Source organism: Streptosporangium sp. NPDC002524, from assembly GCF_040295985.1.
Lineage (GTDB): Bacteria > Actinomycetota > Actinomycetes > Streptosporangiales > Streptosporangiaceae > Streptosporangium.
Genome location: NZ_JBEOWK010000015.1, coordinates 113646 through 125668 on the forward strand (window position 1 = coordinate 113646; position 12023 = coordinate 125668).

The following is a 12023-nucleotide window of genomic DNA, read 5'->3' on the forward strand; positions in this document are numbered from 1 at the left end:
GATGGTCGAGGCAGGCAGCCGGCGGGGGGTCGTCTTCGCGGTGCTGGTCGTGGTAATCGCCGCGGTCGGCATCTACGTGACGATGTGGTCGGACACCGGGCAGGGTCCGGGGACCGGGTCGGAGCCGGCCGGCGTCACCCGTACGGTGGCGTCGGGGCAGGAGCCGGCCCCCGAGCCGGCGCGCCCGGCGGCGACGGCGAGCGACGCGCCCTTCGACGTCTACACCTACCTGCCGATGACCAAGCAGGAGCTGGCCGCGGCCGCCGACTACGCGCAGCGGTTCACCGCCGAGTACGGCACGTTCAGCTACGACGAGGACCCGGCGGTCTACGGCGACCGCCTCAAGGGATACGTCACGGAGGAGTTCTCGGGGGCGCTGCTGCGGACCGTCACCTCACCGGGCACCGTCGAGGCGAACAGGGCCGACGAGGTCGTCTCCGTCGGGGCGGCGCGGGTGAAGGGGATCCGGCAGATCGACAGCGCCTCGGTGGTCTTCGTGGTCGTCGGCACCCAGAACGTCACGGCGAGGAGCGGGGTGAACGAGCGGACCGCGGAGTACGCCGTCACGCTCATCCAGGTCGGCGCCGAGTGGCGGGTCCACGATCTCCAGCCCGCCGACTCCGGCCAGGAGGGGGACGACCAGCCCTCCGAGACCGGCGCTACCGGATGACCGGCGGCACCGCGTACGACCGGGAGTGGACGGGCGTCGGGACCGCGCATCGGCGGGCGCGGACGACGAGCGGGATCACACGTCGCCGGACGAGCGGGATCACGCGTCGGTGGGAGCGGACACGCGGCGGGACGGCGTACCGGCGTGACGGGACCGCGTGCGGACGGGAGCGGATGGGCGGCGGGAGCGCGTCTCGGCGTGACAGGATCGCGCACGGCCGCGCCGGGACGAACGGCGAGATCACGTACGGGCGGGATCGGACGGGCGGCGAGACCGCGCATCGGCGGGCGCGGACGGGAGGGGAGGGCGGATGAGGGACAACAAGCACCTCCGGCTCGCGCTGATCCTCGGGGTCGCCGCGCTCTGCCTGATCACGCTGATCATGGCGCCGATGATGATGATCAGCGGGTTCCCGTCATTCCCGTCGATCACCGGGGAGTCGCAGCCCGAGTGCGGCGAGGACGCGCAGGCGGCGGAGGACCAGTCGGAGACCGCGACGTCCGACATCCCCGAGAACTATCTGAAGTTGTACCGCGAGCACGGCAAGAAGGTCGGCGTGCAGTGGAACGTGCTCGCCGGGGTCGGCAAGCGCGAGACCAACCACGGCCGTTCCACACTCCCCGGCGTGCGGAGCGGCACCAACTACGCGGGCGCCGCCGGGCCGATGCAGTTTCTCATCAGCACGTGGGGCGGCAAGGCCAAGATCAAGATCCCGTCCACGTTCAACGGCTACGCCTCCGACGGCGACGGAGACGGCTGGGCCGACGTGTACAACCCGGCGGACGCCATCCTAGGCGCGGCGAAGATGCTGAAGCGGAACGGCGCGCCGGAGGACGTGCGGCGTTCGCTGTTCGTCTACAACCGCGCCTGGTGGTACGTCGACCAGGTCATGGAGATCGCCGGGAAGTACGCCAAGGACGGCGAGGTCACCACCCCGCCCGAGGCGGACGACAGCTGCGACGAGCCCATGCTGGAGGCGGCGCCGACGAGCACGGTGGCCGCGATCCTCGAGTACGCGCTGGCCCAGCGCGGCAAGCCCTACATCTGGGGAGGCACGGGGCCCGCCGGTTACGACTGCTCGGGGATCATCTACATGGCCTACCGGAGCGTCGGCCTGACCATCCCGCGCACCACGTTCGGCCAGTGGCCGTTCGGCGTCGAGATTCCCGAGGGGGAGGAGCAGGCGGGGGACCTCGTCTTCTTCAACTCCGGGCCAGGAACCGGCCCAGACCGTCCCGGGCACGTGGGAATGGTGGTCTCTCCGGGCAAGATGGTCGAAGCGAGATGCCGGTTGTGCGGGCCGATCAAGGTCACCACCTACCGGGAGCGCACCGGGATCGTGGGATTCACCCGGCCGTTGCAACATCCCCAGATCCTCGCGCAACTCAAATCGCGGGAGCAGGGCTGACAGAATCGGGAGCCATGGAAAAGGTCGTTGTGGGCGCAGCCATCGTCGACGGTGACGGGAAACTGCTCGCCGCCCAGCGTGCCGACCCTCCCGAGCTGGCCGGAGGGTGGGAGCTTCCCGGGGGGAAGGTCGATCCAGGCGAGGACGAGCACACGGCACTCGTCAGGGAGTGCCAGGAGGAGCTCGGCGTACTGATCGAGGTGGGCGAGCGCGTCGGCGGCGACTGGGCGCTCGCCGGCGGTTACGTCCTGCGGGTCTGGCTCGCGGTGGTCGCCCAGGGCAAGCCCGAGGCGAGGGAGCACCTGGATCTGCGCTGGCTGGGCGCGGACGAGCTCTACGACGTCGCGTGGCTCCCCGCGGACCTTCCAATCGTCCGGGCGGTACAAGGTCGTCTCAACGATGGGCAAGGTCGGTTCAATAAGGATTGATCGACTCCGCAACGTGACATAACTGCTACTGGACGTGGCGATGTCGCGTGTCCGTACCCGGGGAACGGAGATATGCGGTGACCGTATGGTGGCGAAATGCTGGGTTAGTGTCCGCTGTTGGAGCGGGGGTGCTCGTCCTCGGAGCCTCGGGGGTGTACGCCGTCCAGATGGACGGGCAGGCCGCGCCGCCGCTCGACCTGGCGGCCGCCGCCGACTCCGGCACGTGGGCGCCGGGAAGCCGTGCCGATCGGACGATCACGTGGGCGCCGGGAAGCCGTGCCGGCCGGGCGATCGCGTCGGCGCCGGGAAGCCGTGCCGGCCGGGCGATCCGCTTCCGCATCCGCCTGCAAGGGCCGGGCGCCGACGCGCGGCTGGCGGTCCTGACGACCCCCGCCGAGGCTCTCGCGGGCATCGAGTGCCCTGAGGAGACCAGGTCCTCGGCGCCCGTGCCCAAGGGGGCGGGGGTGTGCGTGATCGGCGCCCTGCCCGCCCAGGGCGGCTCCGTCGACGTGCTGCTCGCCGTGCCGCGGCACCCGCGGGACGTCACGGTGACCGCCCTGGCCCGGATGAGCGGGCCCGACGGTGAGACGGTGAGGCAGCAGGCCCAGAGCACGATCAGAAGTTCCGACGCGGCGATGCGGCCGGGCGGGGGTGTCGCCGGGGGGCTGGAGACGCTGGAGCACGCCCGCGCCGCGCGGGAGGACAGGTCCGCGATCGACCGCGCGGTGGGGGCGCCAGGTGCCGCCAGCATGGTCCTCAGGGTTCCCCAGACGGCCGGGGAGGCCGGGGGTGCCCCTCTAGCCGCACCGGGCAGCCCGGAGGCCGTGGAGGCCGCAGAGGCGCGGAGGGCCGAGGAACGCACGTCGGCGTTCCTGCTCGATCTTCTCGGAAAGGCGTTCGTCCCGCCGCCCGCGAGGCCGGGCGCCGCGGGTACGGAGGCGAACGGCGCCGCCGCGCTTCCGGTCCCGGCGACCTCCGCGCTGCCCGCCGGGCCGCGGGTGCCGCCGAGGGCCGCCGCGCAGGGGAGCCCGCGATCGGGCGCCCTTCCCGGGCGGGCACTTCCTGGACAGGGGCTTCCTGGACGGGTGCCTCCCGGGCAGACGATCCCAGGACAGACGGTCCCCGGACAGACGATCCCCGGACAGACGGTCCCCGGACAGGCGGTCCCCGGGCAGGCGCTTCCCGGGGACGCGGGAGCGACGGGAGGCCCGGCGGACTCGCACGAGACGCGGATCACCGCGCAGGGCGGGCGTCAGGAGGCCGGTTCGACCGCCGCCGCTCCGGTGGCCCCCGCCCCCGTCCGGGTGCCGGGCGCGGCCACCGTCCCCGCCCCCGCTCGGGGGCCGGGCGCGGCATCGGCTCCCGGCCGTCCCGCTGGTCCGGTCACCCCCGGTCTTCCGCCGGAGGGGGCCCGGCTCCCAGGGGGGACGATGCTTCCCGACGGTGTCGCGGCTCCTGGCATCGCGCCCGGGGCCGGTGCCGGTGTGCCCGGTCAGGGACAGGTCGCCGTACCGCCGGCGGGAGTGCCCGCACCTCTCGCCCTCCAGGGACAGAACGGTAGGAACCACTCGGCCGTGGAGTCGCAGGCGGGTCACAAGGCGGCCGGACGGAAGGCGCGCGAGCAACGGCACGCGGCCGGCCGGCCCGGTGCGCGCGGGCAGAAGGGCCGGTCCGCTCTCCGGCACGCGGGTCCCGGCCAGCCGGGAGTCGCCCAGCCGGGAGTCGGCCTGCCGATGACCGGCCTGCCCGGGATGCCTGGAGTGCCCGGGACGCCTGGGATGCCTGGAGTGCCGCAGCCGGTTCCGGGGCAGGCGGGCCTGCAGGCGCTGGGGCCGGTCCAGCCGGGAGGCGGGCGGAAGGCCGGTCGTCCCGGAGCGCGCCGGCCGGTGGTCGGGCCGATGGTTCCCGGTTATCCGGGAGTCGTCCGGCAGCCCGCCGTGCCCGGACAGGGCGTGGGCCGGCCGATGATGCCCGGTTATCCGGGGATCGGGCAGCCGGGGATGGCGCCGGGCATGGGACAGCCCGCTATGCCGCAGGCAGGAGCGGGCGGGCCGATGGGCGCGCCCCTGCCTCCCGCCCAGCCGGGAGTGCCCCAGCCGGGAGCGGGCCAGCCGGGCATGCCTCCGGGCGGGGCACCGGCGCCGGGCATGCCTCCGGGCGGGCCGCAGCTGCCGGGCGCGGGGATTCCGGGCGCGCAGGGTCCCGGGATGCCGCCGGCCTCGATGGGGATGGCGGGGGCAGGCCAGATGCCCGGCCTCGTGAACGGCCTCCAGCTGCCGCAGGCGGGCGCCTTCCCCGCCGCGCAGGTGCCGCTGCAGGACCCACGCCCGCAGGGCGCGCCCCTCCCGCAGGACCTCGACGGCCCGAACGGACAGGTCCAGCCGGTCGCGGAGTCAAGCCCCCTGCTGACAGGGGTCACGGGTCTCCCCGCGGTGGGAGCGGGGGTGGGGACCCTCCTCGGTCTCCTGTGGCTGCAGCGGAGGATCCAGCGCCGTCGCCGGTCACGACACGTTTTGTAAAACGCGGTTTACTGTTACTTTTGCCCAACTAGTATTTCTTTGACGTGTTCAGGGTTGATTGCGCGGAGGGCACCGGTGACGCGAGTACGGCACAGGGCGGCTGTCTCCGCCGTTGTGATGTCCTTGGGACTCAGCGGCGTCGCCCTGCTCGCCCTGGCACCGCTCACCGGATCCTCCGCGGCCGGCGCGACCGTCAGGGTGATGGCCGTCAACCCCACGCAGATCGAGGGATGTGACGTCGACCCGGCGGGCCCCTGCGAGGAGGAGCCCACGCCGATCGTCACGGTCACGGTCACCGAGGACCCCCAGGGCGGTGGCGGTGGCTCCGGGGAGACGGCCGTGCCGCAGAAGACCGTGACCACGACGATCACGGTCCCGGCGTCGCCGAAGGCCAAGCCTCCCAAGACGTCCTCGACCCCGCCGCCGCCTCCGCCCGCGCAGGAGACGGCGGTCGTGCAGCCACCCCCGCAGGTCCAGACCACCCCGCCCCCGGTGACCCCGCCCGCCGACACCGGCCTGCCGGAGAACAACGAGCCCCAGTTCCCGGCGACCACCCCCGACCCGAACCAGCTTCCCGCGGTCCAGCCGACACCGTCCGACACCGCGACGCTCGACGAGAGCGCCTCCGGTTCCTCCGTGTACGAGATCCGCAACGCGGGTTCCGAGTTCGACGGGGCCACGCTGAGCCGCCAGCTCGGCATCCCGGCGCTGATCCTGGTGCTGCTGGTGCTGTTCGCCGTGCTGATCTTCGAGGGCAGGCTGCGCCGCCTGGCGCACGCCGCGGCCGTCCGCCGGGCCGGTCCGCGCGGGATGGGCCGCGACCCGATGGACCCGATGGCCTACCCCGGAGGCCCCGGCTACGGCCCCGGCCCCTACCAGGGCGGTACGGCCTACGCGCCGATCATCAGCTTCGTGCCCATGCAGATGTACGCCCCGGTCTACCCGGAGGGCTACACGCCCGAGCAGTATCCCCAGGGCTACGACCAGACGACGGCGTACCTGCCCGCGCCCGGCTACGAGCAGCAGCAGCCGGTCGCCGGCCACGGTGACCCGTACGACCCGCGGACCGGCCACGTGCAGCCGGGGCGGCCCGGGCAGGCGCCCTACGGCCCGGCGGTCCAGGACGGCTCGCCCGCCGCCTTCCAGAGCACCCCGGGGTCCGGTCCCGAGCCCGGCGAGGGGCGCCTTCCGCAGGGGCCTCCGGAGTTCCCGGGGGCGCCGTTCCCGCAGGAGCCTGCCCGGGGCAACGTGGGGGGCGACGGCCTGCGCGACGACTTCCGGTCGTTCGGTCCCACCGGTCCCGCTTCCGACCTCGGTCAGGGTCCCTCGGCGGATCGGCCCCTCCAGGGCGGTCCCCAGGAGGGCTCCACGCCGTTCGGCCGGGAACCGCAGGGCGACCGGAGCGGATCGGAGCGTCCCGCGACGGAGGGGAAGCCCTCAGGGCCCGAGTCGCAGGGCGACCCCGCCCAGGGCCCCGGCGAGACGGGCTCCGGTGAGCGGCCTTCCGCGGAGCCGACCCCGACGGCGGTCTACCCGCTCCCCGGCCAGGACACCGGCAAGAAGAAGCGCGGCCTCTTCCGCCGTTCCACCTGACCCTGACCGTCCTGGAGAGTGATCTCCCGGGCCCCGGCCGTGACGGAACGGAAAGCGAGGGCCTCAGCGCCGCGCCAGAGTCTCAGCGTCGCGGACAGCACGAGGACACCTACGTCGTACGAGCGCGTCGTCGCGGTCGCCGTGCCGGGCAGGCCCGCGAGATCACCCGTTCCCGGCGGAGACCGGGGCGAGGACGGCGGCCCCGGCGATCGTGGTTCCGGTGGCGGTGCCGAGCAGGCCGACGAGGTCGGGAACGATCCAGTGTCGGCGTGATACAGGTGGGCCGGTTTGGGCAGAGGGCGCGGGCATGACTTCTTCCGGAAAGATCATCTACCCTTCTCGCACCAGGACGGCGAGCCTCTTCTTCTCTGGGGCCTCTCTGTCCTAGAGAGGGTAGGAAGAGGGGACCGCCATGTCGACGGAGCGGGAAAGCCGCATAGAGATGATCATGGCTATGTCCGACCAGGGAAGCCTGACGGCCATGCGAGCGGTGCTGCTCCACGTCGGCGTGGCCGGTCGGGCCGGACTCAACGTGACCGACTTCAACTGCCTGGCCGTCCTCGACAGGGAGGGCCCCCTCACTCCGCACGACCTCGCCGTACGGATAGGGCTGACGCGCGGCGGCGCCATCACCGCGGTCGTGGACCGCCTGCAGAAGGCGGGGTACGTGCACCGCGGCCGGGCCGCCGTCGACCGGCGCCGCGTCCTCGTCGAACTGCTGCGCGAGGGGCCCTACCGCGCGCTGCAGGAGATCCTGGCGGACGTCAACCGGGCCTACGCCGACCTCGTCGAGAGCTACGGCGACGCGGAGCTGGTGATCATCCACGACTTCGCCGTCCGCGCCAACGAGATCATGCGGAAGCAGACGCAGCGGCTGTGGCGTAACTGAGAGCGGCGACGCGAGGGAACGACGGACGCCACGAGGGAGCGACGGCACGTACGAGAGAACGGCGACGGCGGAAACGGCCACACGAAGGAACGGCCACACGAAGGAACGAAGACGCGAGGAAACAAAGGGGAAACACGGCGGCGCCGCCCCCGGGAGAGCCCGTGGGCGGCGCCGCCGTGAGAGGTGAGAAGGCTCAGGTCTTCGAGCTGGAGCGCTTGAAGATCTTGTTGCCCAGCCAGACCAGCGGATCGTACTTCCGGTCGACGACGCGCTCCTTCATCGGGATCAGCGCGTTGTCGGTGATCTTGATGTGCTCGGGGCAGACCTCGGTGCAGCACTTGGTGATGTTGCAGTAGCCGAGACCGTGCTCCTCCTGGGCGGAGTCCTTGCGGTCGGCCACGTCGTACGGGTGCATGTCCAGCTCGGCGATCCGCATCAGGAAGCGCGGACCGGCGAAGTTGGTCTTGTTCTCCTCGTGGTCACGGATGACGTGACAGACGTTGTTGCACATGAAGCACTCGATGCACTTGCGGAACTCCTGGGACCGCTCGACGTCGATCTGCTGCATGCGGTACTCGCCCGGCTTCACGTCGGCCGGAGGGGTGAAGGACGGGATCTCCCTGGCCTTCTGGTAGTTGAAAGACACGTCCGTGACCAGGTCCTTGATCACCGGGAACGTCCGCATGGGCGTCACGGTGATCGTCTCCTCCTCGGTGAAGGTGGACATCCGGGTCATGCACCCGAGCTTCGGCCTGCCGTTGATCTCCATCGAGCAGGAGCCGCACTTGCCCGCCTTGCAGTTCCAGCGGACGGCCAGGTCGGGGGCCTGGGTGGCCTGCAGCCGGTGGATGATGTCGAGGACGACCTCGCCCTCGTTCACCTCGACCGTGAAGTCCTCGAGCTTGCCCTCGCCGCCCTCGCCCCGCCATACGCGGAACTTCGCCTTGTAACTCATGGTTACTCCTTGGCCAGCGCGTCAAAGGCGGCCAGCTCTTCCTCGGTGATGTACTTCTTCAGCTCGTCGCGGTCGAACAGCTCGATGAGGTCGTCCCGCATCGTCGGCTGCACCTGCTCCCGCACCGTGACACCGGAACCGTCCGGGGTGAGGGCGCAGAGCAGGATCTTGGTCCGCCACTCGGGGGACATGCCGGGGAAGTCGTCGCGCGTGTGACCGCCGCGGCTCTCCTGGCGCAGCAGCGCCGCCTTCGCCACGCACTCCGAGACCAGGAGCATGTTGCGCAGGTCGAGGGCGAGGTGCCAGCCCGGGTTGTAGATGCGGCTGCCGGCCGCGCCGACGCCCTGGGCCCGCTCCTTGAGCTTCTCCACCGCCTCCAGCGCCTCGGAGACCTCCTCGGCCTTGCGGATGATGCCGACCAGCTCGTTCATCGTCCGCTGCAGCTCGTGGTGGACCTCGTACGGGTTCTCGCCCGCGCGCTCCAGCGGGGCCAGCGCCTCCGCGCTCGCCTCGGCCACGGTCTCCTCGGAGATCTTCGGCCGGGCCGCCAGGCCGTCCACGTACGAGGCCGCTCCCGCTCCCGCGCGGCGGCCGAACACCAGCAGGTCCGACAGCGAGTTGCCGCCCAGCCGGTTGGAGCCGTGCATGCCGCCGGAGACCTCACCGGCCGCGAACAGGCCGGGCACGCCCGCCGCGCCGGTGTCGGCGTCGACCTCGACGCCGCCCATGATGTAGTGGCAGGTCGGGCCGACCTGCATCGCCTCCTTGGTGATGTCGACGTCCGCCAGCTCCTTGAACTGGTGGTGCATCGACGGCAGCCGCTTGATGATCTCGGCGGCCGGGAGGCGGGTGGAGACGTCGAGATAGACGCCGCCCTGGGGTGATCCGCGGCCCGCCTTCACCTCGGAGTTGATGGCCCGCGCGACCTCGTCGCGGGGGAGCAGCTCCGGAGGGCGGCGGTTGTTGGCCTGGTCGGTGTACCAGCGGTCGCCCTCCTCCTCGGTGGTGGCGTACTTGTCCTTGAAGACTTCGGGGATGTAGTCGAACATGAAGCGCTTGCCCTCGGAGTTTCGCAGCACCCCGCCGTCGCCCCGGACGGACTCGGTGACGAGGATGCCCCGCACCGAGGGCGGCCAGACCATCCCGGTCGGATGGAACTGGATGAACTCCATGTTGATCAGCTTCGCGCCGGCGAGCAGGGCGAGCGCGTGGCCGTCGCCGGTGTACTCCCACGAGTTGGACGTGACCACGTACGACTTGCCGATGCCGCCGGTGGCCAGCACGATCGCGGGGGCGTCGAACAGGATGAGCTTGCCGTTCTCCCGCCAGTAGCCGAAGGCCCCGGAGATCGCCCCGCTCTCGCCGGGCCCGTCCTCCTTGAGCAGGCGGGTGACCGTGCACTCCTGGAAGACCTTGATGTACGCCTCGGCGTCGCCGTGGAGCCTCTCGTCCTCCTGCTGGAGCGCGACCACCCGCTGCTGCAGGGTGCGGATCAGCTCCAGGCCGGTGCGGTCGCCGACGTGGGCCAGCCGCGGGTACTCGTGCCCGCCGAAGTTACGCTGGCTGATCTTGCCGTCCTTGGTGCGGTCGAACAGCGCGCCCCACGCCTCCAGCTCCCAGACCCGGTCGGGGGCCTCCTTGGCGTGCAGCTCGGCCATCCTCCAGTTGTTGAGGAACTTGCCGCCGCGCATGGTGTCGCGGAAGTGCACCATCCAGTTGTCGTCGCTGTTGACGTTGCCCATGGCGGCCGCCGCGCCGCCCTCGGCCATGACCGTGTGCGCCTTGCCGAACAACGACTTGCAGACGATCGCCGTCCGCTTGCCCTGCTGGCGGGCCTCGATGGCCGCCCGCAGACCCGCACCGCCGGCGCCGATGACGACGACGTCGTATTCGTGACGCTCGATTTCCACTGGAGATCCTTATGCGAACGAGAAGGCGATGATGCCCTTGGCGACCAGGCGCACGTACAGGTCGGCGCCCATGACGGAGAACATGGAGATCAGCGCGAGCTGCGAGTGCCTGGCGTTGAGCTTGGAGACGAAGCCCCAGGCCCGGTAGCGGATCGGGTGCTTGGAGAAGTGGTTCAGGCGCCCGGCCGTGATGTGCCGGCAGGAGTGGCACGACAGTGTGTACAGGTTGATCAGGACCGCGTTGACGATCAGGATCCAGGTGCCCAGACCGGCGGGCTTCTCGATCAGCGCCTTCACCGCGTCGTAGGCGAGGATGAGGCCGACGACGATCGCCGCGTAGAAGAAGTAGCGGTGGATGTTCTGCAGGATCAGCGGGAACCGCGACTCACCGGAGTACTTCTTGTGCGGCTCGTTCACCCCGCAGGCCGGGGGCGAGAGCCAGAACCCCCGGTAGTAGGCCTTGCGGTAGTAGTAACACGTGAAGCGGAACCCCGCGGGCAGGCCGAGGATCAGCAGGCCGGGAGGCAGGGTGTACCAGTCGCCGAAGGGCGCGAGGCCGAACAGCCGCGCGTCCGGCGGGCAGCTCGTCGCCAGACAGGGCGACGCGAACGGCGCGTGATACGGCGATACGAAGTAGTTTGTATCAAAGATCGCCCACGTGGCGTAGACGAGGAATGCCGTGAAAATGAGGAAAGTGACCAGCGGATAGCGCCACCACTGGTCGGTTCGCAGAGTGCGCTCCTTGATCTGCGCACGTTGCCTTCTGGCCGGGCTCTCGGCCGTTGTCTGGGTCATCGAGACCTCTCCACCTCCCGCGGACCCCGCTCGCCCAGGGGTCCGGGTTGTTTCAGTTGTGCCGCGCGTCCGGGGCATCGTCGCGCCGGCTCACACGTGCGCGCGCATGTTGGTGGGGGATACGTTACGACGACGTCTAGGGGTTGTGTGCAAGGGGTCTCTCACAATTTCACTGACCCGGTGTGATTCCTGTCACGTTCGCTTGGCAGGACCCCCTCGCCTGCGCCGTCTCACGAGGTGGACGATCACAGGGAGGTCTCGGGGGGCCGCAGGCACGGATGGGGCGGATGGGCAACCCCTGTTTTTCCGGCCCCCGCGGGCCGTCAGTAGTGCTGGCCGGAGTTGGGCAGCTTGACGACGGTCACGAAGAAGTCGTCGATCCGCCGGACCACGCTGATGAACTGATCGAAGTCGACCGGCTTGGAGACGTAGGCGTTGGCGTGCAGGTTGTAGCTGCGCAGGATGTCCTCCTCGGACTCCGACGTGGTCAGCACGACCACCGGGATCCCGCGGAGCTTCTCGTCGGCCTTTATGTCCTGGAGCACCTCACGGCCGTCCTTGCGGGGCAGGTTGAGGTCGAGCAGGATCAGGTCGGGCCGGGGCACGTCGGCGTACTCGCCCTCCTTGCGCAGGAAGGCCATGGCCTGCTCGCCGTCGTTGACCACGTGCAGCTTGTTGCGGACCTTGTTGAGCTCGAACGCCTCCCGCGTCAGCAGGACGTCGCCCGGGTCGTCCTCGACCAGGAGCACGTCGATCCAGCGCAGGTCGTTCATCGGTTCCTCCAGCGTGAAGACCCCGGCCTCCGGGCCGGGAAGAAGCGGCACGGTGCCGCGCGATTCGGTGAGGTGTCATGCGG

The 12023-nt window shown here is 71.0% G+C and carries 11 protein-coding genes; 6 read left to right on the top strand and 5 right to left on the bottom strand.

Annotation, left to right across the window (positions count from 1 at the left end; genetic code table 11):
* Position 1: 1 nt before the first annotated feature.
* The 5 genes from ABT053_RS25415 (at position 2) to ABT053_RS25435 (ending at position 6618) form a co-directional block, all read left to right on the top strand.
* Positions 2 to 670, top strand: a complete 669-nt coding sequence (locus ABT053_RS25415; RefSeq protein WP_350971932.1) for a hypothetical protein — start codon at positions 2 to 4, stop codon at positions 668 to 670.
* Between the two features lie 310 nt (positions 671 to 980).
* Positions 981 to 2078, top strand: a complete 1098-nt coding sequence (locus ABT053_RS25420) for a C40 family peptidase (RefSeq protein ID WP_350971934.1) — start codon at positions 981 to 983, stop codon at positions 2076 to 2078.
* Positions 2079 to 2092: 14 nt separating this feature from the next.
* Positions 2093 to 2506, top strand: a complete 414-nt coding sequence (locus ABT053_RS25425; RefSeq protein WP_350971936.1) for a (deoxy)nucleoside triphosphate pyrophosphohydrolase — start codon at positions 2093 to 2095, stop codon at positions 2504 to 2506.
* A gap of 107 nt (positions 2507 to 2613) precedes the next feature.
* Positions 2614 to 5025, top strand: coding sequence for a YML083C domain-containing protein (locus tag ABT053_RS25430; protein ID WP_350971938.1), 2412 nt, complete (start codon positions 2614 to 2616; stop codon positions 5023 to 5025).
* A gap of 117 nt (positions 5026 to 5142) precedes the next feature.
* Complete coding sequence (locus tag ABT053_RS25435; RefSeq protein ID WP_350971939.1) at positions 5143 to 6618, top strand: chromosomal replication initiator protein DnaA; 1476 nt, start codon at positions 5143 to 5145, stop codon at positions 6616 to 6618.
* Positions 6619 to 6780: 162 nt separating this feature from the next.
* Here ABT053_RS25435 and ABT053_RS25440 read toward each other — a convergent pair whose 3' ends face one another.
* Entirely contained in the window at positions 6781 to 6927 is a 147-nt protein-coding gene (locus tag ABT053_RS25440) for a hypothetical protein (RefSeq protein WP_350971941.1), read from the bottom strand.
* A 145-nt stretch (positions 6928 to 7072) separates the two neighbouring features.
* On the opposite strand from ABT053_RS25440, the gene ABT053_RS25445 reads away from it, so the two are divergent.
* The gene (locus ABT053_RS25445; protein ID WP_350971942.1) at positions 7073 to 7507 is read left to right on the top strand and encodes a MarR family transcriptional regulator; all 435 of its coding nucleotides are present in this window, start codon (positions 7073 to 7075) and stop codon (positions 7505 to 7507) included.
* A 193-nt stretch (positions 7508 to 7700) separates the two neighbouring features.
* On the opposite strand, the gene ABT053_RS25450 is transcribed toward ABT053_RS25445, so the two are convergent.
* From ABT053_RS25450 to ABT053_RS25465, 4 genes are all read right to left on the bottom strand, one after another.
* Positions 7701 to 8462: a succinate dehydrogenase/fumarate reductase iron-sulfur subunit gene (locus ABT053_RS25450; protein WP_350971943.1), complete on the bottom strand. Its 762-nt coding sequence runs from the start codon at positions 8460 to 8462 to the stop codon at positions 7701 to 7703.
* Positions 8463 to 8464: 2 nt separating this feature from the next.
* On the bottom strand, positions 8465 to 10372 hold the full coding sequence (locus ABT053_RS25455; protein WP_350971944.1) for a fumarate reductase/succinate dehydrogenase flavoprotein subunit: 1908 nt from the start codon (positions 10370 to 10372) through the stop codon (positions 8465 to 8467).
* 9 nt (positions 10373 to 10381) lie between these two features.
* A complete protein-coding gene (gene sdhC, locus ABT053_RS25460) occupies positions 10382 to 11167 on the bottom strand; it encodes a succinate dehydrogenase subunit SdhC (protein WP_350971946.1) in 786 nt (261 codons plus the stop codon).
* 323 nt (positions 11168 to 11490) lie between these two features.
* Positions 11491 to 11940 carry a response regulator gene (locus ABT053_RS25465; protein WP_350972169.1) on the bottom strand — a complete coding sequence of 150 codons (450 nt, stop codon included), beginning with the start codon at positions 11938 to 11940 and terminating at the stop codon, positions 11491 to 11493.
* Positions 11941 to 12023 lie beyond the last annotated feature (83 nt).

Bases quoted from the DNA above. Each gene is read 5' to 3' on its own strand.
- ABT053_RS25425 (WP_350971936.1), top strand. From the start codon at position 2,093: ATGGAAAAGGTCGTTGTGGGCGCAGCCATCGTCGACGGTGACGGGAAA.
- sdhC (WP_350971946.1), bottom strand. From the start codon at position 11,167: ATGACCCAGACAACGGCCGAGAGCCCGGCCAGAAGGCAACGTGCGCAG.
- ABT053_RS25450 (WP_350971943.1), bottom strand. From the start codon at position 8,462: ATGAGTTACAAGGCGAAGTTCCGCGTATGGCGGGGCGAGGGCGGCGAG.
- ABT053_RS25445 (WP_350971942.1), top strand. From the start codon at position 7,073: ATGTCCGACCAGGGAAGCCTGACGGCCATGCGAGCGGTGCTGCTCCAC.
- ABT053_RS25440 (WP_350971941.1), bottom strand. From the start codon at position 6,927: ATGCCCGCGCCCTCTGCCCAAACCGGCCCACCTGTATCACGCCGACAC.
- ABT053_RS25420 (WP_350971934.1), top strand. From the start codon at position 981: ATGAGGGACAACAAGCACCTCCGGCTCGCGCTGATCCTCGGGGTCGCC.
- ABT053_RS25435 (WP_350971939.1), top strand. From the start codon at position 5,143: ATGTCCTTGGGACTCAGCGGCGTCGCCCTGCTCGCCCTGGCACCGCTC.
- ABT053_RS25415 (WP_350971932.1), top strand. From the start codon at position 2: ATGGTCGAGGCAGGCAGCCGGCGGGGGGTCGTCTTCGCGGTGCTGGTC.
- ABT053_RS25465 (WP_350972169.1), bottom strand. From the start codon at position 11,940: ATGAACGACCTGCGCTGGATCGACGTGCTCCTGGTCGAGGACGACCCG.